This window comes from Streptomyces sp. NBC_00223 (genome assembly GCF_036199905.1).
Lineage (GTDB): Bacteria > Actinomycetota > Actinomycetes > Streptomycetales > Streptomycetaceae > Actinacidiphila.
In genome coordinates, this window is the sequence record NZ_CP108109.1 from 3,180,928 (window position 1) to 3,199,879 (window position 18,952).

Sequence of the window (18,952 nt, forward strand, 5' to 3'; positions counted from 1 at the left end):
GGCCGCGAAGCCCGACCCCGGCCGACGCCGCCGCGGCCCACGCCCGCCCCCCGCTACCCCTGCGAACCCCCCGTCAAGAAATCGACGAACCCGAACGGCGCCCGCGCCCCCAGGCAGAGGTCCAGCATTTCGCGCGCGTCCGCGTAAAAGCCCTCGGTGCGCGAGAACAGCGCCTCCTCGTACGCGGCGAGTGCCGCCTCGACGTCGTCAGGCTGCGCGGCAATCGCCTTGCCCAGCTCCGCGCCGTCGAACATCGCCAGGTTCGCCCCGTCGCCGGACGGCGGCATCAGGTGCGCGGCGTCACCGAGGAGCGTCACCCCGGGTATACGGGCCCACCGGTGTCCGTCCGGAAGGGTGTGGATCATGCGCGCGACAGGAGCGACCTCGCCATCGGTGATCAGCGCGACGAGGTGCGGCGCCCACCCGTCGAACTCGGCCGCGATCCGGGCGCTCGCCGCGGCGGCGTCGGCGAAGTCGATGGCGGCGATCCACTCGGCGGAACGGTTCAGCTCGACATAGGTGTGGAGGACGCCACCCGCCTCTCGGTGCGCGACGATCCCCTTGCCCGGAGTGAGCGCGGCCATGGCGCCCTTGCCGACCGCCTCGGCTGTCGCGCGGTGCCGCTCGTCGACGTCGTACAGGTACGTCTCGATGAACGTCGTGCCGATGTATTCGGGCCGGGCGTCCGAGAGCAGCGGCCTGACCTTCGACCAGGCGCCGTCGGCGCCGACGAGGAGAGCGCTGGTCACGGCCGAGCCGTCGGCGAAGGCCACCTCGTGCCGGCCGTCGCCGAGGGGCCGGACCCCGGTGACCTTGCGCCCCCACTGGACCGTCCCGTCGGGCAGGGAGTCGAGCAGAATCCGGCGCAGGTCGCCGCGGAGCACCTCGGGACGCGCCGCCGTGGTGCCGTCGGGGACGTCGAGCAGCACCACGCCGTTCGGGTCGAGCAGGCGCATCGCCTCGGCGCCCTCATGAATGATCGCGCGGAACTCGTCGGTGAGGCCGGCCTCCGCGAGCGCGCGCTGCCCGTCGTCCTCGTGGATGTCGAGCTGGCCGCCCTGCGTACGGGCCCCGGCCGAGGGGTCGGCCTCGTAGACCGTCGCGGGGATGCCGTGGACGCGGAGGACGCGCGCGAGGGTGAGGCCGCCCAGGCCCGCGCCGACGATCGTGACGGGCGTGGTCATCGTGGTCATCGTGACTCCTTCCGGAACATGAATGTCAGGGCGTGAGCGCCCGAGCATGATTGGAACCTCGTTCCATTCCTCGATGTTGGAACAACGTTCCACTCATGTCAAACTTGTCCCCATGGCGACGAGGGCACAGACCGGGGCACAGCGGACCGAGCGGCGTACGGACGCGCTCTCGAAGGAGCGCATTGTCGAGGCCGCGATCGAGATCCTCGACACCGGCGGCGAGAGCGCCCTGACCTTCCGCGCGCTCGCGGCGCGCCTGGCGACAGGGAGCGGGGCGATCTACTGGCACGTCGCCAACAAGGACGACCTGCTCGCGGCGGCCACCAACGACGTCATCGCCCGCGTCGTCACGGACGGAGCCGGTGACGCGGAACCGCGGGAAGCGATCCGGGCCATCACCCTGGGCGTCTTCGACGCGATCGACGCCCACCTCTGGGTGGGCACCCAGCTCTCCCGAGCGCCGTGGCTGGCCGCGATGCCGCAGATCTTCGAAGGCATCGGCAGCCGGCTCCAGGCGCTCGGCGTTCCCGAACGGGTGCAGCTCGACGCCGCGTCCGCACTCGTGAGCTACACCCTCGGCGTCGCCGGTCAGAACGCCGCGAACGCCCGCCTGCACGCGCACGGGACCGATCGCGTGGCTTTCCTCGACGCGGCCGCCGCGCGGTGGAAACAGCTCGATCCCGCGCGGTACCCGTTCGTGCACCAGGTGGCGGCACAGCTGCCCGCGCACGACGACCGCGAGCAGTTCCTCGCCGGGATCGACCTCATCCTGGCCGGCATCGAAACCGTCCGTTAGCCGCTACCCGCGCACCGCGACGGCCGCGGGCCGGGCGGGAACGCGCTCGCTCAGCCCCGGGGCCGTACGAATCCGTACCGAGCCGCACGTTCGCGTCCTGGCGCCGCACTCCCGTCCGCACGTTCGCGCCCTGGCGGCGACCTCCCGTTCGCCGCCTAGGCACCGACCCCGCGCAACCATGCCCCACCCCGCCGGGCGCCCCGCATTCCCCACGGGAAGAATGATCCGCATGCCCATGTCGAACGCCGCCGCGCATCCCCGCTACGACGCTCTGCTCGCCCATTGGTGCGAACTGGTCCGCCGCTGCCAGGAGGAGCCGCACACCGCGCCCGACCCCGCCCCCTACGGGCAGGACCTGCTGGACCGCTGGGCCGAACCCCAGCGCCGCTACCACAGCCTGGACCACATCGTAGCGGTACTGCGCAGAACTACTGAGCTGACTGCGTACGCCGTCGACCCCGACGCCGTCGCGCTCGCGGCCTGGTTCCACGACGCCGTCTACCGCCCCGACCGCAGCGAGAACGAGGAGCGCAGCGCCCAACTCGCCGAACGCGCCCTGCCCGAGGCCGGCATCGGCGCCGACCGTACGGCCGAGGTCGCCCGCCTCGTACGCCTCACCGTCAGCCACGACCCCGATGACGGCGACCGCAACGGCACCGTCCTGTGCGACGCCGACCTGGCCGTACTCGCCGGAAGCCCCACGGACTACGCCGAATACGCGGCGGCCGTCCGCAAGGAGTACGGCTTCGTCCCCGACGAGGACTTCCGCGCCGGGCGGGCCGCGATCCTGCGTCAACTTCTGGCACTCCCCCGCCTGTTCCGCACCCCGTACGGCCACGACGAGTGGGAGGCGGTCGCCCGCCGCAACATGGCCACGGAGCTGGACCTGCTGGAGGCCTAGCTCCCCAGATTCACCCGTACGTGGAGGTACTAGCGCGCTACTGTGGGTTGTGGCGCGCTACACCCCACCCATCCATGGCACGTACGGGAGAGCCCCATGGCCAACAACAAGCCCAACGCCGAACCCCCCAAGACCCCCAGCAACGCGAAGCGGATCGAGCCCGAGAAGTCGCCGCGCGCGCTGTACGGCGCGGAGTTGCGCTTCAAGCGCGAGCAGGCGGGTCTCAGCCGCACCGAACTGGGCGAGAAGCTGTTCATGGGCGCCTCGCAACTCGCCAAGATCGAGACCGGCGAACGCCGCGTCCGCCCCGACAACGCCGAGATGCTGGACCGCATCCTCAAGACGGACGGCTTCTTCGTCCGGAACCTGGCCGCGGGTCGCGTGTCCAAGTACCGGGAGCACTTCGCCGACGTGGTGGAGATCGAGGCCCTCGCCCTGACCATTCGAGAATGGGAACCGTCCCTGGTACCGGGCTTGCTGCAAACCGAGGCGTACGCGCTGGCCGTCATTCGCGGATACGACCCGGTGCTCGCCGACGCCCTGGTCAGGGAACGGTTGGCGGCCCGGCTGTCCCGTGCCGTCATCTTCAACGACCCGCACAAGCCGCTCTTCTGGGCGGTAGTGGGCGAAGCCGCCATCCGCTGCCAGATTGGGGGCGCGGCGGTCATGGCCGGCCAACTGCGCCACATCGCGGCGATGATCCGTCGGAACCGGATCGTCTTCCAGGTGCTTCCGTTCAGCGCGGGTGCGAACGCCGGACTGGACGGTTCGATGAAGCTGATGACGACCGAGGACGACGCCCCCGTCGTGTACTTCCAGGGCCAGGAGACTGGTGCATTGGTCGACGATCCGGCAACGGTCAAGCGCAGTTCGCTGACTTACGATCTCCTCGGAGCGACGGCTTTGTCGCCGGACGACTCTCTGACCCTCATCGAAGCGGTAGCCGAGGAGTACGAGCATGGAGTTCAAGTACGGCCCGACGGCGGTCACTTGGCGTAAGAGCAGCTACAGCGGTGGTAGCGGCGACAACTGCATCGAGGCCAGCGACAGCCTCACGACGGCGAGTTGGCGCAAGAGCACGTACAGCGGTGGCGACGGCGGCGATTGCGTGGAGGTCGCCGACAACCTCCCCGACGTGATCCCGGTCCGCGACAGCAAGGACCCCCACGGCCCGGCCCTCACCTTCACCCCGGCCGCGTGGACCGCCTTCGTCCAAGCCGCCGCAGCCAACGAATTCCCCACCCCCTAGCCAGCCTCGCCTCCTCCAGCAGGTCGCCGACACCGCCCTCCCGTGGCGAGGCGGAACCTGTCCCGCCCAACCCCCAGTCGGCGACCTGCTGGACCAAGGAGGAGCATGTCCCCGCCCAACACAGCCCCCGAGCGCCGCGCGACGCCCTGAGTACGCTGGCATGGCGGGCAGCGGTTGGGGCCGTACCCCGCACTCTCCCTGTGGCCGAGCGTGTTCCTACCCTCGAACGACGGCCTGTGGCAGCGGGCCTCGGCGCTCACCACTGACCCGCGGGAGTGGGCCGCCGCGCTCGCCTACGGCGACGAGTCACTGGACGTCCCACGCGACGCGTTGCTGCCGGCCGATCATGTCGCCCAGCCCGTAACGGACTTGCCGACCTCCTCCCCCACCGTCACGGCCAAGTACGCCGTCTCCCGGTCGGGAAATCCGACGTGTCATGTCCCTTGTCGGCGCGAACAAGGGCGCATTACAGTGCCGTCAAGTTAGTAGCTGCTAGCTAGTAACTTGACTGAGCAGTACGGCCGCACCGGTCAGCAACGCCATCCGTGACCGGCCGGCCGGCGACACCTCTGTCCGCCGGGGCACAGCGGGACCCGGCGGACAGGGTTCCCCACCTCAACCCCCCACCGACGGATGCGTGACGCGGCACATCGACCGCATCCTGGAAATCCTGGAGGAAACGCACCATGCATTTCCGACGAGAGAGCCCCGGCCGGCACCGGGCACGCACGTGGCGCAGAGCCACCGCCGTGACGGCGGTCGGCGTCATGACGATGGCCTCGGCATGGACGGGCCTGAGCTCCGCCTCGGCCGCGGTGACCACACCCGGCACCATCGTGGGCCAGCAGAGCGGCCGTTGTGTCGACGTCACGGCCGCCGGCACCGCGAACGGCACGGCGGTCCAGCTCTACGACTGCAACGGAACGGGCGCGCAGCAGTGGCAGCAGCGTTCCGACGGCTCCGTGGTGAACCCGGCCTCGGGCCGTTGCCTCGACGTCACCGCCGCGTCGACCGCCAACGGCGCCCGGGTGCAGATCTACGACTGCAACGGCACCGGCGCGCAGAAGTGGCAGGTGGGCGCGGGCGGCAATCTCACCAACCCGCAGTCGGGCAAGTGCCTGGACGCCAACGGCAGCGCGAACAGCTCCTATCTCCAGATCTGGGACTGCGCCGGTTCGGCCAACCAGCACTGGACGGTGAACGGCGCGGGCACCACCGACCCCGGTAACCCCGGTGACTCCGACATCTGGAGCCGGATCAAGGCCGGTTGGAACCTCGGCAACTCCTTCGACGCGACCCCCTGCGAGACCTGCTGGGGCAATCCGGCGACGACCAAGGCGATGATCGACCGGGTCGCGACGAAGTTCAACTACCTGCGGATTCCGGTGACGTGGTACCCGCACCTGACCGGCGGGGCGCCGAACTACACCATCGACCCGGCGTTCCTCGCGCGGCTGCGGCAGGTGGTCGACTGGGCGATCGCCGACGGCATGTACGTCGACATCAATGTGCACCACGACGGCGGCGGCGACAGCTGGCTCATCCCCAGCTCGGCCCGACTCCCGCAGGTGGAACCCGAGTTCACCGCCATCTGGCGGCAGGTCGCGGGCTACTTCAGCAGCTACGACGAGCACCTGCTCTTCGAGTCGCTGAACGAGCCGCAGGACGCGAACGGGGGCAACCGTTACGGCGGCGGCACCGCGGACAACTGGCCCGTGATCAACCGGCTGAACCAGGACTTCGTCAACGTCGTCCGCGCGGCGGGCGGCAACAACGCCTCCCGCTGGCTGCTCGTGGTGCCCTACGGCGCCAACGCGCAGACCGGCGCGAACAATCTGGTGGTCCCCGCCGGCAGCCACATCGCGGTGTCCGTACACAGCTACAACCCGTGGGCCTTCGCATCGACCACCGCCCCGAACTACCTGACCTGGGACGGCTCGCTGAACTACCTGCCGGACGGCGACATCAACAACGCCAACCGGCTGTTCAGCAGCAGGGGAATCCCGGTCGTGTGGACGGAGTTCGGCGCCACCGTCAAGCCCTTGAACGGCGGCGACAACTCCGACCAAGTGGCCAACTACGAGACGCACTTCGCCTCGTACGCCAAGCAGTACGGGCAGAAGACGGTCGTGTGGGACAACAACAGCACGGGGCTCGGTGACGACCAGTTCGGGCTGCTGACCCGGCAGACGGCGACCTGGCGCTGGCCGAACATCGTGGACCGGCTCTCGGGCGTGTACTCCTGATCCGATCGGGGCGTTCCCGGCCCTGACCGTGTGTGCCACCCGCGGCGGCGGGTGGCACACACGGCTGCCGGGGTCTGCCCGGGGGGGCGGCCGGGGGCTGCCCGGGGCGCAGGTGAGCGCGCTGTCGCCGGGTGTCCGCTCCTTGTACTGTGATCACGGCGGCGAACTGGAACGGGTGGTGTGCCGGAGCGAGCGGCGGACCGGACCGGGGCGGGGTGCGGCCGGACGGAAAGGGTCTTGGGGAAGATGGCTGACGGGGCTCCCGCGTTCCGGCGCGACCGGGCACGCCTGCCGGCCGCCGAGCGTCGGCGTCAGATCATGGCGGCGGCGTCGGCGCTCATCGCGGAGCGCGGCTTCTGGGGACTGTCGATGCAGGACGTCGCCGACCGCTGCGGGCTGACCGTGCCCGGCGTACTGCGGCACTTCGGCTCGAAGGCGGGGCTGCTCATCGAGGTGCTCGCGCACCGGGACGTCGAGGACGCGCGCTCACTGCGTGCGCAACTCGGGGTCGGCGAGGAGGAGTTGCCGGACGAGTGGTCCGCCGGCGGTCCCGACGGGGTCGATCTGCGGGAGCTGTGCGAGGCCACTATGCGGCGCAACGGTGAACAGCCGGAGATCGTACGGCTGTTCACCGTGCTGGAGGCGGAGGCGCTCGCGCCGAGCCATCCCGCGCACGACTACTTCGTACGGCGGCAGGAGCGGGTGATCACCTCGTTCGCCGGGCTGGCCCAGGAGCTCACGGATCGCCCCGAAGCGCTGGCCCGGCACATCGTGGCGATGATGGACGGCCTCCAGATCCAGTGGCTACGGGCGCCGGAGAGCGTCGATCTGGTCCGGGAGTGGCAGGCCGCGGCCGAGGTGCTGTTCGCGTACCACGCGCGTACCCGGCGCTGACCCGGCGCTGACCTGTCCGCGCTCGGGGTCAGGCCACCGTGACGCCGCGGTGGTCCACCCACGCGCGGGCGGCCGCCGCCATCGCGCCGCGCCATTCCTCGTCGGGCCGGCGCTCCGCGAACCGCCGCATCATCCGAAGGTTGGCCGCGGCGAACACGTCGATGGCCCGCGGATCCGCCTCCTTCCACGCCAGGCAGCGCGCGGCCCACCCCTCGGCCTCCTCCGCACTGTGCTCGGAGGAGATCAACTGGACGACGAGACACGCGGGATCAATGAACGCAGCTCCCCGCGTGGGCCACGACCAGTCCACCATCCAGCCGTTCCGGCCCCCGATCAGTACGTTGTCCGGGTTGATGTCCGTGTGCAGCAGGGCGTCGCCCCGGAAGAGTTCCGTCTCTGCCGCGTCGGCCGCGAACCTGTCCCACCGCGTCTCGGGCCAGTCCCGCGCCACGGAGGGAAACGGCAACTCGGCGACGGCATTGATGAGTTCGACCACGGTCGGCAGGTCGGCCGAATCGGGGCGGAAATCCGACGCCCGCCCCTCGACGGCCTCGAACCCGAGGACGATCCACTCCTCGTCCTCGGCAACCCACCGCAGGGCCGGCGAGATCGGCTGTACGAAGGGGTTGATCAGCTTTTCCCGCACAATCGAATCCCGCCACCCGCCAGGGCGGTTGCGCATCACCTTGACGAAGAACGGCCCTTTCTCGCACTCGATGACGGCCGTGAGGTCCGAGCTGTACCCGTACGTGGTCGGGCGGATCTCGGAAACCTCGCCCGCGTGCGGACGGATCAGCGCCCGAAGCTCAGGTCCGGGGTTCATTGACGCTCATCTCCTGGGGTTGCACGTGGTGGGCGGCGTCCCAGGACGGCACCCGGCTTCCTCATCGGGGCCGCAGATCTGCGGCGGGTAGGTGTCGGGCCCGCACGGAGCCTGATCCGGGTAGCAGGCACGCGTTCCGACCACGGCCTTCCGGATGGACGCGGCCGCCGCCGCCATCGCGTCGCCGCCGAGAATATCGGCCAGCGGGGTCGTCCTGACGTTGCCCGTGTCGAGGAACCCGGAGAAGACGCACGGCGACACCGTGCCGTCCGGCCCGACGACGGCGGTCCCGTCACCGCAGCCGCCGCAGAGCTTCGACAGGTCCGGCGCCCCGGCCTGACCGCCTCGCCCGAAGGGGCGGACGTGATCGACGCCGATACGGGTCACGCCCAGGCTCTCCAGGTCACGCCGAGCCGCCCCCACGTGCCGCGTGTCCTCCCCGGTGATGATGCCGACGCGTACCGGGATGCCCAGGCTCACGGCCTGCCCGATGTTGGCGCGCGTGCGGCCGTGCGACCGTCGGCGGGTCATCGCGTCGTGGTCAGCCGCTTGGTCGGAGTAGTAGGACGTGGCGAGGCGCACGCCGCTGCGCCGGAAGAGCGTCCAGCACCGGGCGGAGACGTGTACGAGGTTGCTGAAGACCTCCACGTCGAGACCCAGGTTCAGGGCGTGGTCGACCAACTCGGGGAAGTCCGGGTGCATGGTCGGCTCGCCGCCGATGAACTGGACGTTCCGGACACCGCCGTCGGCGGCCTGGTCGAGCACGCCGATCCAGTTCTCGCGGGTCATGGTGCCGTGATCGCCCCTGGGCCCCGACCCGTTGTAGCAATGCGTGCAATGGAGCTGGCAGTTCCGCGTCAGGTCCAGCCATAACAGCCGTGTGCCGGCCGACCGGCCCGATAACCCTTCGATTGCCACTGACTTTCTCCTGCCATCCGCCAGTATCAGAATTCTGCCGCGTCGGGGCGCCCTTACCGAGCGGCCGCACGGCGGCACGGTGGGGCGGCGGTGACGCCGCTACCTGCGGGAACGCCCCGCGGCCTGGCGTCGCATTTCCAGCTCAGCAGGGCAACCCTAATTGCCGTCGGCGGTCCATCGAATCCCTTGAGCTGGACACACTTCACCGTCTACCGGAGGGGCAGAAAAGAAGCACGCAACGGACAGCAGAAATTTCTCGCCACGGTCAGAAATAGGCACGCCAACGCTTCGATTGTCGGGATCACGACCCTGATCGGGGGTGACGAACCTGGAGGTCGGCGGTTCCTCCGGTCATCGGCCCCGTTCCGCCCGGCGGATGACCGCCCCGGACGGCATCACGGCGGCCCGCACGGCTCCGTGGCCACCCGGGGCTTCGGATCGCCCGCCCCACCCCCGCCGGTGAGCGAGGTCCTGGATGAGGCAGGCGAGGGCGAGTGGGCCGGCCAGGGCGGCTTGGGGGACGCCGTTGGGGTCGGGCATCGCGGTGAGCCGGAGCATGGGCCGGGCCGGCCGTTCCGAGGTCAGTGGAACGTGAGCACCGCCTTGACCTGCGCATTCGAAGATCGACTCGGCGTCAGGACCGTCAGCCGAGTTCCCGGTTGAAGGTATGCACTTAGTAAAGTTACGCAACGAGGCGATGTATGACGGGAGTCACAGTGCTTCCATCTGTTAGGAACCATTCCTAACGATTGACGGAGGCCCCACACCGCCATGTCATCAATCCGTACGCGCCTGGCCCTGGCAGCCGCCGCGGCCCTCGCGCTCGCCGTCCCGCTCGCCGTCGGCAACGCCGACGCCGCGACGACCCCCACAACGGTCAAGGCCGCCTCGGCTGCCACCTCGTACACCGCCGCCCAGGTACTGGCCGGCATCCAGCAGCACTCGACGGCCGCGAACCAGGTCAACACCAAGCCCCACATCAACACCATGACGCGGGCCCAGAACGTGAACGTCTACCAGGTCGCCTCCGGCGTCTACGCCTACACCTCCGGCATGGCCATCGACACCGACGGCAGCGACTCCGACCCCGACCCCGACCATCAGGGCGAGACGACCTGGGAAGACAGCAACGGCAAGGCCCTGGGCGCGCACCACGTGCCGTTCTACGTGCTGGGCGACGACTGTTGGGACCGCAAGACCCCCTGCCCGCACTTCTACTACAAAGAACGCGGCATGTCCGGGCGGCAGTTCGCGCTGATGTTCTACAACGGCAAGGTCATCGGCTCGATCTTCGGTGACACGCAGACCGCGAACAACCAGACCACCTCCGACAACGACTCCCGCGAACTCGGCGAGGCGTCCGTGAAGGCGGCCCAGCTGCTCGGCATCCCCAGCAGCGGCACCACCGGCGGCGTCGACAACGGCGTGACCGTCGTGATGTTCTCCGGCTCGAACTGGGTCGTGAACGGCACCAACGCCAACCTGAACGACAACACCCAGGCCCTGGTCCAGAAGGCCCTGGACAGCCTCGGCGCAAGCATGAACGGCACCACGCCTCCCACCAGCCCGCCTCCCACCACTCCTCCGCCGTCGACGTCCCCGCCGAGCGGTGGCAACACGTCGTACGAGGCCGAGGCGGCCGCCCTGGCCGGCGGCACGACGATCACCAGTTGCGCGCACTGCTCGGGCGGCCAGAAGCTCAGCTACCTGGGCAACGGCGGCACGGCGACCTTCAACAATGTCACCGAGCCCGCGGCGGGCAGCTACACCATGAGCATCTCCTTCATGAGTGTCGGCCAGGCCCGCACCGCCGTCGTCACCGTCAACGGCGTCAACCAGACCGTCAGCTTCCCCGAGACACCGGACTACAACACCGTGGTCACCAAGAACGTCACCGTCCAGCTCAAGGCCGGCAGCAACACCATCAAGTTCTCCAACCCCTCGGCCGGGGCGCCCAACCTCGACCGCATCGTCGTCTGACCCACCGACGCCCCGGGGCCACCCGTGCCCCGGGGCGTCTTTCCGCCGATGTCCCGCCGACCCCGTTCCGTGGTTCACGAGCGCGTCCACGGGGGCGGGGCGGACGAGTCGGGGCGGAGATCCGACAAGTGGAGATCCGACGAGCGGAATTCCGACGCCCGCCTCTCGACGGCCTCGGCCCGAGGACGATCCCTCCCCCTCGTCCTCGGCACCCACCGGGCCGTGACGGCGGTCGTCGCGGGCCTCTTACGGGACCCGCGCGCTGAACGGCCCCCGGTCGGGCCGGGGTTCAGTAACCGCGTCGGTAGTTCGTGACCGCCGCGTCGTCCAACTTGCGGGCCCGCCGCTGCCGTTCCTCCGCCAGCTCCGCCAACGCTTCGGTGACCGAGGCCAGTACGTCCGCCACCACCTCGTCGGCCACCTCCGGCGACTCCTCGGTGCGCTTGTCGCGGACGCCGATGTCCGTCGCGAGCGCGGTCAGCACCGGCTCCTCGGCCGCCCAGCGATTCGCCGCCCGCCGGCGGTCCGGCGAGTCGAGCAGCACCCGCTCGTGGGTACGGAACAGCCCCCAGCGGCGGCGCCCCGGCCGGGTCAGCTGGCCCTCCTCGTCGAAGGCCGCCAGATACGCGGCGGACAGCCCGCGGCCCCGGCGCCAGAGGAATTCGGCGACCGACTCGAAGGGTGCCCGGTGCGGTACCGAGGACGCGGCCTCGTCCAGCAGCCGGTCGGCGATCGGCCGCGCGGTGTCGTCCGCCAGCAGGTGTTCACCCTCCACCCGTACGGCGCCGGCCCGCAGCAGGTCGACCAGTTCGGCGCCCGCGAGCGCGAGCGACAGGTCGCCTCTCTCCACCGGCCGGGTGGTCGGCATGTCCATGGTGATGATCAAGAGGTCCCGCGGTGTCGTCATCCACAGCTCCACGTCCGGCGCATCGGCAGTCGGCCCGCCCGAGCCGATTGTCGCCCGCGCGGGCCCCGCCGACCCGGGAGGGACACGGCCGGGGTGTACGGGTCCGCCGTACGGCCCTCCGGCCGGGGGTCCGCCGTAAGGCCCTCCGTACCCCGACGCGAAGGTCGGCACCCACGCGAAGGCCGGCCCCTACGCCCGCACGTCACCCCTCCGCGGCTTGCGGCGCCGCAGCCCCGCCTCCGTCAGCCGCCGCAGCAGCTCCTTGCTGCCGACCTCTATCGCGCCGAGCCGCACGGCGTCCGCGTAGCGCGTGGACGGCAGGTCGTAGTGGTCGCGCTCGAAGGCGCGTTCGGGGACGCCGAGGCGGGCGGCGAAGGTGTGCAGCTCGGCGTAGGACAGGTCGCTGACCAGGTGCGACCAGTGGCGGCCGTGGCCGGGCCAGGTCGGCGGGTCGATGTAGACGGGCATCGGGCGCGGTTACCGGCCGAGCGCGCCGACGGGGGCGACGGCCTCGCCGCGCGCCTCGCACACCCAGTGCGGGTCGGGGCCCAGCTCGGGTTCGACCGCGAGCGCGTGCGGCTCGTCGCAGCGCGGGCACAGCGGCCAGCGGCCGTACGTCTCCAGCAGCGCGTCCTGGACGTCCTGCGCGAGCAGCCCGGCCACGTACGCGGCGCCGTCCGGCCACTGCTCCAGCCACCAGCGGCGCTTGCTCAGCGCCTCCTCCAGCAGGGAGACGACCCGGGCCTCGGCGACGTCCCGGGCGGTGAGATCGGCCAGTACGAGGGCGCGGGCGCCGTGCAGCACGGGCTCGGTGGGTTGGCTGTCGGCATGACCTTCCATACGTCCATTGTCTCAACGCCACCCCGCGGAGGGGAGCGCCCTGCGCGCAATTGCGCGCGGCCCCTTTCCCGGGAGGAGGTACGCCCCCCGGCCCGCACAGGGGTACGGCCCCGCCCGGCCGAGGGTTCGGCACCCCCGCCCGCCGCGGGCACGCGACAGGCCCCCGCCCCCGGGGCCCTGACCCACCGGGCGTGGCGCAAAGTACGCCCGGCGCACCCTTGACGCTGCCCAGCGGACCCACCGGTCCCTCCGGGGAGAGGCACCGCCACCCGGGCTGCGCACGGGTACGTACCCCTCCCGGGAGGGGTACGCTCCGGGACCGCGCGGAGGAGGGCCCTCCGGGCAGACGCGCGGCCACACGACACCGCTCGCGCGGCAGCGATTCGCCTCGGCCCGCTGGCGGCCCACCCGCACGGCCCCTCCCCGGGAGCGGTACGGCCACCCGGACCGCTCCCGGTCGAGCGTTCAGAGCCCCCGCTCACCGCGGGCCCACGGCCCCGCACCCGGAGCCCAGGGCCCGGGGCCCTGACCACCGGGTATACCCAGCGGGCCCACCCCCACGGCTCCTCCGGAAAGAGCACAGCCACCCGGACCGCGCACGGACACGGCCCTCGCCCCCAGGGACGCCGCCGGCGGCCCGCCGCCGGGCGCCCGGCCGAGGGTTCGGCGCCCCCGCCCGCCCCGGGCCCGCGAGAAGCCCCCGGGCCCGGGGCCCCGCGCTCCGACCACCGGGGGTGCCCAGCGGGCCCGCCCGCACGGCCCCTCCGGGGAGGGCACGGCCGCCCGGACCCCGTACCGGTACGGCCCCCTCGGCCGGCCGAGGGTTCGGCGTCCCGCCCGGCGCGGCCCCCGCGCCCGGGGGCCTGGCTCACCGCGTGTGGCGCAAAGTACGTCCGGCGCACTCTTGACGCTGCCCAGTGCTGAAAATACCTTTCAGTCCGTGACCTACAGCGTGAAGGAAACTTTCTCCCCGGGCGCCCGCCCCCTGCGCGGCGTGCCCGGGGCGCCCGGCGGCGCGCCCGCCGTACCTGTCACGCCCCCCGACCCGGGGGCCCTCGCCGCCAAGGTCCGCACCCTCGCCCCCTCGATGACCCGCTCCATGCACCGGGTCGCGGAAGCCGTCGCGGGCGACCCGGCCGGCTGCGCCCAGCTCACCGTCACCGCGCTCGCCGTACGCACCGGCACGAGCGAGGCCACCGTCGTCCGTACCGCCCGCCTGCTCGGCTACCCCGGCTACCGCGACCTGCGGCTCGCGCTGGCCGCGCTCGCCGCCCAGCAGGCCACCGGCGCGCCGCCCGCCGTCACCGCCGACATCGCCGTGGACGACCCGCTCGCCGAGGTCGTCACCAAGCTCGCGCTCGAAGAGCAGCGCACCCTCGCCGACACCGCCGCACAGCTCGACATGACCCAACTGGAGGCCGCCGTCAGCGCGTTGGCGGCCGCGCGACGGATCGACGTGTACGGGATCGCCGCGTCGGGCCTGGTCGGCCAGGACCTCGTGCAGAAGCTGCTGCGGATCGGGCTGATAGCCCACGCCCACACCGACCCGCATCTGGCCGTCACCAACGCCGTCCAACTGCGCCCCGGGGACGTCGCCTTGGCCATCACGCACTCCGGCAGCACGCACGACGTGATCGAGCCGCTGCGGGCGGCCTTCGACCGGGGCGCGACCACCGTCGCCATCACGGGCCGCCCGAACGGCGCGGTCACGCAGTACGCCGACCTCGTGCTCACCACGGCCAGTTCGCGCGAGAGCGAGCTGCGGCCCGCCGCGATGTCCAGCCGTACCGGTCAACTCCTCGTCGTGGACTGCCTGTTCATCGGGGTCGCGCAGCGCACATACGACAACGCGGCGCCGGCTCTCTCCGCTTCGTACGAGGCCCTGGCCCATCGGCACACCCCGCGGCCCGGCCGCGCCTGAACCACATCGACACCCCCGCACGAGAAGGACGAACGAGCCGCATATGACCCAGTACACCGAGCTGCGCCGCGAGTTGGAGACGCTCACCACCGAGGCGTTCCGGCCCGAGCTCGCCGAGATCGACCGGCTCTCCACCCTGGAGATCGCCCGGACCATGAACGGTGAGGACGCCACCGTTCCGGCCGCCGTCGCGGGCCAACTGCCGCGGATCGCCGCGGCGATCGACGGGATCGCCGCCCGGATGGAGGGCGGCGGACGGCTGATCTACGCGGGCGCCGGTACGGCCGGACGTCTCGGCGTGCTCGACGCCAGCGAGTGCCCGCCGACCTTCAACACGACGCCCGGGCGCGAAGTGCTCGGACTCATCGCGGGCGGGCCGGAGGCGATGGTCACGTCCATCGAAGGCGCCGAGGACAGCAAGGAGTTGGCCGCCGCCGACCTGGCCCGGCTCGGGCTCACCGCCGCCGACAGCGTGGTCGGGATCTCGGCGTCCGGGCGCACGCCGTACGCCGTCGGCGCGGTCGAGTACGCGCGGGGGCTCGGGGCGCTGACGGTGGGGCTCTCCTGCAACGCGGGTTCGCCGCTGGCCGCCGCCGCGGAGCACGGGATCGAGGTCGTGGTGGGGCCCGAACTGGTCTCCGGGTCCACCCGGCTCAAGGCCGGGACCGCGCAGAAACTCGTGCTCAACATGCTGTCGACGATCACGATGATCCGGCTGGGGAAGACCTACGGGAATCTGATGGTGGACGTGCGGGCGTCCAACGAGAAGCTGCGAGCCCGTTCCCGGCGGATCGTCGCGCTCGCGACGGGAGCAGGGGAAGCGGCGATCGAGGACGCGCTGACCGCCACGGACGGCGAGGTGAAGCCCGCGATCCTCACGCTGCTGGCCCATGTCGACGCGCCCACCGCCGGACGCCTGCTCGCCGAGGCGAACGGACACCTGCGCGCCGCGCTGGACTCCGCCCACCGGTAGCCGCTCCGAGGCCGGCCCCGTGTCCCGACGGAAGCGGCGACGACGGTCACCCGTTCGCGGCCCGAAGGGCGTTGTCAGTGCCGTGGTGCATGATCGAAGCGTCGGATCGTCGGAACGTCGAAAGGGGGGATCGCCATGTCGATCACCAACCAGCAGGTGACCGAGTACGCCTTCCTCCAGGGGCTCTACAAGGACGCGTACTTCCCCGACCAGGTGGTGGACAAGGGGAAGGACGTCCTGCTGCGGCTGTGCGCGCGGATCGAGGCCGAGCGGCCCACGGACCTGGCGGCGCTGTACGCGCTGACGGAGCCCGCGACCGAGGAGTTCAACGCGCTGGAGGCCGAGTTCGAGGCGGCCGGCAGCGAGATCGAGACGGTCGCGCGCGAGGAGATAGCCGAGGACTTCTGGTTCGTGGCGTCGGCGTACGGCTTCCCGGAGGCGGACGTCGAGCAGCTGATCGCCGCCCGCGACTGGTAACGAGGCCCGCGCCCGCCCGGAACGCCGGATCCGCCCGGGCCGTCGCGCCCGACGGGACGTCAACACGCCGGACCTGCCCGGGCCTCCGCCGACGTGGGTCAGTCCCGGCGCGCGACCGTGATGATCTCCCGGCTCGCGTCGCCGATGGCACCGCGCTGCCAGTCGCCGTACTGCGCCTCGACCCCGAAGCCCGCCTCGGCGAGAAACGCGTTGAGCGCCGGCACGTCGAGGAAGCGCAGGGCCGCCCGGTCGATCCGAAGCACCCCGCCATCGCGCCGGGCCGAACCGCGGGCCGGGCCTGAGCCGGGCAAAGCAAGGGCGGCGCCCCCTTCCGTGGAAGGGGACGCCGCCCGGGTACTGCCGGTTGGGCTGCTGATCGCGAGATCAGAAGTCCATGTCACCGCCGGGCATGCCGCCCGGAGCCGCGGCGGCCGCCTTCTCGGGCTTGTCCGCGATGACCGCTTCGGTCGTGAGGAAGAGCGCGGCGATCGACGCGGCGTTCTGCAGCGCGGAGCGCGTGACCTTCGCCGGGTCGATGATGCCCTCGGCGATCATGTCGACGTACTCGCCGGTCGCGGCGTTGAGGCCGTGGCCGATCGGCAGGTTGCGCACCTTCTCGACGATGACGCCGCCCTCAAGACCACCGTTGACGGCGATCTGCTTCAGCGGGGCCTCAAGCGCGAGCTTGACGGCATTGGCACCGGTCGCCTCGTCGCCTTCGAGCTCCAGCTTGTCGAAGACCGCGGACGCCTGGAGCAGGGCCACGCCACCACCGGCGACGATGCCCTCCTCGACGGCGGCCTTGGCGTTGCGCACCGCGTCCTCGATGCGGTGCTTGCGCTCCTTGAGCTCGACCTCGGTCGCCGCGCCCGCCTTGATGACGGCCACGCCGCCGGCCAGCTTGGCCAGACGCTCCTGGAGCTTCTCGCGGTCGTAGTCCGAGTCGCTGTTCTCGATCTCGGCACGGATCTGGTTGACCCGGCCGGCGACCTGGTCGGCCTCGCCGGAGCCGTCCACGATCGTGGTCTCGTCCTTGGTGATGACGACCTTGCGCGCGCGGCCGAGCAGGTCCAGGCCCGCGTTCTCCAGCTTGAGGCCGACCTCCTCGGAGATGACCGTGCCACCGGTGAGGATGGCGATGTCGCCGAGCATGGCCTTGCGACGGTCACCGAAGCCCGGGGCCTTGACGGCGACGGACTTGAAGGTGCCGCGGATCTTGTTGACGACCAGCGTGGACAGGGCCTCGCCCTCGACGTCCTCGGCGATGATCAGCAGCGGCTTGCCGGACTGCATGACCTTCTCCAGCAGCGGGAGCAGGTCCTTCACCGAGGAGATCTTGGAGTTGACGATCAGGATGTACGGGTCGTCGAGCGACGCCTCCATACGCTCCAGGTCGGTGGCGAAGTAGGCGGAGATGAAGCCCTTGTCGAAGCGCATGCCCTCGGTGAGCTCAAGCTCAAGACCGAAGGTCTGCGACTCCTCGACGGTGATGACGCCTTCCTTGCCGACCTTGTCCATGGCCTCGGCGATCAGCTCGCCGATCTGGGTGTCGGCGGCGGAGATGGAGGCGGTCGAAGCGATCTGCTCCTTGGTCTCCACGTCCTTGGCCTGCTCCAGCAGGGCGGCGGAGACGGCCTCGACGGCCTTCTCGATGCCACGCTTGAGGGCCATCGGGTTGGCGCCGGCCGCGACGTTGCGCAGACCTTCCTTGACCAGGGCCTGGGCCAGGACGGTCGCGGTCGTCGTGCCGTCACCGGCGACGTCGTCGGTCTTCTTCGCGACTTCCTTGACCAGCTCGGCGCCGATCTTCTCGTACGGGTCCTCGAGCTCGATCTCCTTGGCGATGGACACACCGTCGTTGGTGATCGTGGGGGCGCCCCACTTCTTCTCAAGGACGACGTTGCGGCCCTTGGGGCCGAGAGTGACCTTGACGGCGTCGGCGAGCTGGTTCATCCCGCGCTCGAGTCCGCGCCGCGCCTCCTCGTCGAACGCGATGATCTTAGCCATTGTGAAGTGTCCTCCGCGGACTGGGGGTTCCCCCACCGAGGCAGGGGGCGGTGGATCGGACCGTGTGGCGCCCGCGACGGACGGCCAGTCGTACGCCGGTTCCTTCCCGGCGCCCGAACGGGCCTCACCGACCCGGTCCTGTAGCACTCTCACTCGGAGAGTGCTAACGCCAATGATTAGCACTCACCCCCATCGAGTGCAAGCGCCCCCGGTCGGTTTCCCGCCCCCCGGACGGCCCGCGAACGGCCTCCGGGCGCCCGCCGAACGGTCTCCGGGCGACCCCTCGACGACCCCCGAACGGCCCCGAGGGGCGCCCCCGGAAGACCCCCGGAACGCACCCCCGCGCGCACGCACAGCACGCACAAAGGGCCCGCACCCGGTGAGGTGCGGACCCTTCATGCGTGAGTACGTCGCGTCGATGGCCGAACGCGCCGGGATGTCAGCCTGCCAGTCGGACCATGTCCGCCTGCGGCCCCTTCTGACCCTGCGAGATCTCGAACTCGACTCGCTGGCCTTCTTCGAGGGTGCGGTAGCCGTCCATCTGGATCGCGCTGTAGTGGACGAAAACATCCGCACCACCGTCGACCGCGATGAAGCCGTAGCCCTTCTCCGCGTTGAACCACTTGACGGTGCCCTGAGCCATTCCTAACTCCCCTATTACTGGCCCTATCGCGGCCCCGCACTCCGCGGGGCCGGGTCAGACCTCACCTCACGAAGTACCCCTTACCATCGGCAGGTTGGGGACCCTGTGAGGCGTGCGCCGGAACGCGTCGACCGCGGCTGAATGTATCTGCACGGATGCCCACTGCAACAGGTCAATCGGACGA

19 protein-coding genes are annotated in these 18,952 nt (G+C 71.0%); 10 read left to right on the top strand and 9 right to left on the bottom strand.

Annotated elements, in window-relative coordinates:
- Positions 1–53 precede the first annotated feature (53 nt).
- On the bottom strand, positions 54–1,184 hold the full coding sequence (locus tag OHA30_RS13260; RefSeq protein WP_328917852.1) for an FAD-dependent oxidoreductase: 1,131 nt from the start codon (positions 1,182–1,184) through the stop codon (positions 54–56).
- Positions 1,185–1,305: 121 nt separating this feature from the next.
- On the opposite strand from OHA30_RS13260, the gene OHA30_RS13265 reads away from it, so the two are divergent.
- The 6 genes from OHA30_RS13265 (at position 1,306) to OHA30_RS13290 (ending at position 7,279) form a co-directional block, all read left to right on the top strand.
- The gene (locus OHA30_RS13265; RefSeq protein ID WP_328914031.1) at positions 1,306–1,989 is read left to right on the top strand and encodes a TetR/AcrR family transcriptional regulator; all 684 of its coding nucleotides are present in this window, start codon (positions 1,306–1,308) and stop codon (positions 1,987–1,989) included.
- Positions 1,990–2,209: 220 nt separating this feature from the next.
- Positions 2,210–2,890, top strand: coding sequence for an HD domain-containing protein (locus tag OHA30_RS13270; RefSeq protein ID WP_405785591.1), 681 nt, complete (start codon positions 2,210–2,212; stop codon positions 2,888–2,890).
- 96 nt (positions 2,891–2,986) lie between these two features.
- Positions 2,987–3,889, top strand: coding sequence for a helix-turn-helix domain-containing protein (locus OHA30_RS13275; protein WP_328914033.1), 903 nt, complete (start codon positions 2,987–2,989; stop codon positions 3,887–3,889).
- The gene (locus OHA30_RS13280; protein WP_328914034.1) at positions 3,849–4,139 is read left to right on the top strand and encodes a DUF397 domain-containing protein; all 291 of its coding nucleotides are present in this window, start codon (positions 3,849–3,851) and stop codon (positions 4,137–4,139) included. Before OHA30_RS13275 ends, OHA30_RS13280 begins: the two co-directional genes overlap by 41 nt.
- 686 nt (positions 4,140–4,825) lie before the next feature.
- Positions 4,826–6,385 carry a cellulase family glycosylhydrolase gene (locus OHA30_RS13285; protein ID WP_328914035.1) on the top strand — a complete coding sequence of 520 codons (1,560 nt, stop codon included), beginning with the start codon at positions 4,826–4,828 and terminating at the stop codon, positions 6,383–6,385.
- 246 nt (positions 6,386–6,631) lie between these two features.
- Positions 6,632–7,279, top strand: a complete 648-nt coding sequence (locus OHA30_RS13290) for a TetR/AcrR family transcriptional regulator (RefSeq protein WP_328914036.1) — start codon at positions 6,632–6,634, stop codon at positions 7,277–7,279.
- Between the two features lie 28 nt (positions 7,280–7,307).
- On the opposite strand, the gene OHA30_RS13295 is transcribed toward OHA30_RS13290, so the two are convergent.
- Positions 7,308–8,102 carry a protein kinase gene (locus OHA30_RS13295; RefSeq protein ID WP_328914037.1) on the bottom strand — a complete coding sequence of 265 codons (795 nt, stop codon included), beginning with the start codon at positions 8,100–8,102 and terminating at the stop codon, positions 7,308–7,310.
- A gap of 6 nt (positions 8,103–8,108) precedes the next feature.
- Positions 8,109–9,020, bottom strand: coding sequence for a radical SAM/SPASM domain-containing protein (locus OHA30_RS13300; RefSeq protein WP_328914038.1), 912 nt, complete (start codon positions 9,018–9,020; stop codon positions 8,109–8,111).
- 771 nt (positions 9,021–9,791) lie between these two features.
- On the opposite strand from OHA30_RS13300, the gene OHA30_RS13305 reads away from it, so the two are divergent.
- Positions 9,792–11,000 carry a glycoside hydrolase family 75 protein gene (locus OHA30_RS13305; RefSeq protein ID WP_328914039.1) on the top strand — a complete coding sequence of 403 codons (1,209 nt, stop codon included), beginning with the start codon at positions 9,792–9,794 and terminating at the stop codon, positions 10,998–11,000.
- Positions 11,001–11,289: 289 nt separating this feature from the next.
- On the opposite strand, the gene OHA30_RS13310 is transcribed toward OHA30_RS13305, so the two are convergent.
- From OHA30_RS13310 to OHA30_RS13320, 3 genes are all read right to left on the bottom strand, one after another.
- Complete coding sequence (locus OHA30_RS13310; RefSeq protein ID WP_328914040.1) at positions 11,290–11,907, bottom strand: GPP34 family phosphoprotein; 618 nt, start codon at positions 11,905–11,907, stop codon at positions 11,290–11,292.
- 189 nt (positions 11,908–12,096) lie between these two features.
- Positions 12,097–12,375 carry a DUF4031 domain-containing protein gene (locus OHA30_RS13315; RefSeq protein ID WP_328914041.1) on the bottom strand — a complete coding sequence of 93 codons (279 nt, stop codon included), beginning with the start codon at positions 12,373–12,375 and terminating at the stop codon, positions 12,097–12,099.
- Positions 12,376–12,384: 9 nt separating this feature from the next.
- Positions 12,385–12,747 carry a hypothetical protein gene (locus OHA30_RS13320; RefSeq protein ID WP_328914042.1) on the bottom strand — a complete coding sequence of 121 codons (363 nt, stop codon included), beginning with the start codon at positions 12,745–12,747 and terminating at the stop codon, positions 12,385–12,387.
- Positions 12,748–13,687: 940 nt separating this feature from the next.
- Here OHA30_RS13320 and OHA30_RS13325 point away from each other — a divergent pair.
- From OHA30_RS13325 to OHA30_RS13335, 3 genes are all read left to right on the top strand, one after another.
- Positions 13,688–14,668: a MurR/RpiR family transcriptional regulator gene (locus OHA30_RS13325; protein ID WP_405785590.1), complete on the top strand. Its 981-nt coding sequence runs from the start codon at positions 13,688–13,690 to the stop codon at positions 14,666–14,668.
- Positions 14,669–14,711: 43 nt separating this feature from the next.
- The gene (gene murQ / locus OHA30_RS13330; RefSeq protein ID WP_328914043.1) at positions 14,712–15,641 is read left to right on the top strand and encodes an N-acetylmuramic acid 6-phosphate etherase; all 930 of its coding nucleotides are present in this window, start codon (positions 14,712–14,714) and stop codon (positions 15,639–15,641) included.
- A gap of 135 nt (positions 15,642–15,776) precedes the next feature.
- Positions 15,777–16,118: a DUF5713 family protein gene (locus tag OHA30_RS13335; protein WP_328914044.1), complete on the top strand. Its 342-nt coding sequence runs from the start codon at positions 15,777–15,779 to the stop codon at positions 16,116–16,118.
- Positions 16,119–16,216: 98 nt separating this feature from the next.
- On the opposite strand, the gene OHA30_RS13340 is transcribed toward OHA30_RS13335, so the two are convergent.
- The 3 genes from OHA30_RS13340 to OHA30_RS13350 form a co-directional block, all read right to left on the bottom strand.
- Positions 16,217–16,381, bottom strand: a complete 165-nt coding sequence (locus OHA30_RS13340) for a hypothetical protein (RefSeq protein ID WP_328914045.1) — start codon at positions 16,379–16,381, stop codon at positions 16,217–16,219.
- 121 nt (positions 16,382–16,502) lie between these two features.
- Complete coding sequence (gene groL, locus OHA30_RS13345; protein ID WP_328914046.1) at positions 16,503–18,125, bottom strand: chaperonin GroEL; 1,623 nt, start codon at positions 18,123–18,125, stop codon at positions 16,503–16,505.
- 439 nt (positions 18,126–18,564) lie between these two features.
- Complete coding sequence (locus OHA30_RS13350; RefSeq protein ID WP_009339379.1) at positions 18,565–18,768, bottom strand: cold-shock protein; 204 nt, start codon at positions 18,766–18,768, stop codon at positions 18,565–18,567.
- Between the last annotated feature and the right edge of the window lie 184 nt (positions 18,769–18,952).

Bases quoted from the DNA above. Each gene is read 5' to 3' on its own strand.
- OHA30_RS13260 (WP_328917852.1), bottom strand. From the start codon at position 1,184: ATGACCACGCCCGTCACGATCGTCGGCGCGGGCCTGGGCGGCCTCACC.
- OHA30_RS13265 (WP_328914031.1), top strand. From the start codon at position 1,306: ATGGCGACGAGGGCACAGACCGGGGCACAGCGGACCGAGCGGCGTACG.
- OHA30_RS13270 (WP_405785591.1), top strand. From the start codon at position 2,210: ATGATCCGCATGCCCATGTCGAACGCCGCCGCGCATCCCCGCTACGAC.
- OHA30_RS13275 (WP_328914033.1), top strand. From the start codon at position 2,987: ATGGCCAACAACAAGCCCAACGCCGAACCCCCCAAGACCCCCAGCAAC.
- OHA30_RS13280 (WP_328914034.1), top strand. From the start codon at position 3,849: ATGGAGTTCAAGTACGGCCCGACGGCGGTCACTTGGCGTAAGAGCAGC.
- OHA30_RS13285 (WP_328914035.1), top strand. From the start codon at position 4,826: ATGCATTTCCGACGAGAGAGCCCCGGCCGGCACCGGGCACGCACGTGG.
- OHA30_RS13290 (WP_328914036.1), top strand. From the start codon at position 6,632: ATGGCTGACGGGGCTCCCGCGTTCCGGCGCGACCGGGCACGCCTGCCG.
- OHA30_RS13295 (WP_328914037.1), bottom strand. From the start codon at position 8,102: ATGAACCCCGGACCTGAGCTTCGGGCGCTGATCCGTCCGCACGCGGGC.
- OHA30_RS13305 (WP_328914039.1), top strand. From the start codon at position 9,792: ATGTCATCAATCCGTACGCGCCTGGCCCTGGCAGCCGCCGCGGCCCTC.
- OHA30_RS13310 (WP_328914040.1), bottom strand. From the start codon at position 11,907: ATGACGACACCGCGGGACCTCTTGATCATCACCATGGACATGCCGACC.
- OHA30_RS13315 (WP_328914041.1), bottom strand. From the start codon at position 12,375: ATGCCCGTCTACATCGACCCGCCGACCTGGCCCGGCCACGGCCGCCAC.
- OHA30_RS13320 (WP_328914042.1), bottom strand. From the start codon at position 12,747: ATGGAAGGTCATGCCGACAGCCAACCCACCGAGCCCGTGCTGCACGGC.
- murQ (WP_328914043.1), top strand. From the start codon at position 14,712: ATGACCCAGTACACCGAGCTGCGCCGCGAGTTGGAGACGCTCACCACC.
- OHA30_RS13335 (WP_328914044.1), top strand. From the start codon at position 15,777: ATGTCGATCACCAACCAGCAGGTGACCGAGTACGCCTTCCTCCAGGGG.
- groL (WP_328914046.1), bottom strand. From the start codon at position 18,125: ATGGCTAAGATCATCGCGTTCGACGAGGAGGCGCGGCGCGGACTCGAG.
- OHA30_RS13350 (WP_009339379.1), bottom strand. From the start codon at position 18,768: ATGGCTCAGGGCACCGTCAAGTGGTTCAACGCGGAGAAGGGCTACGGC.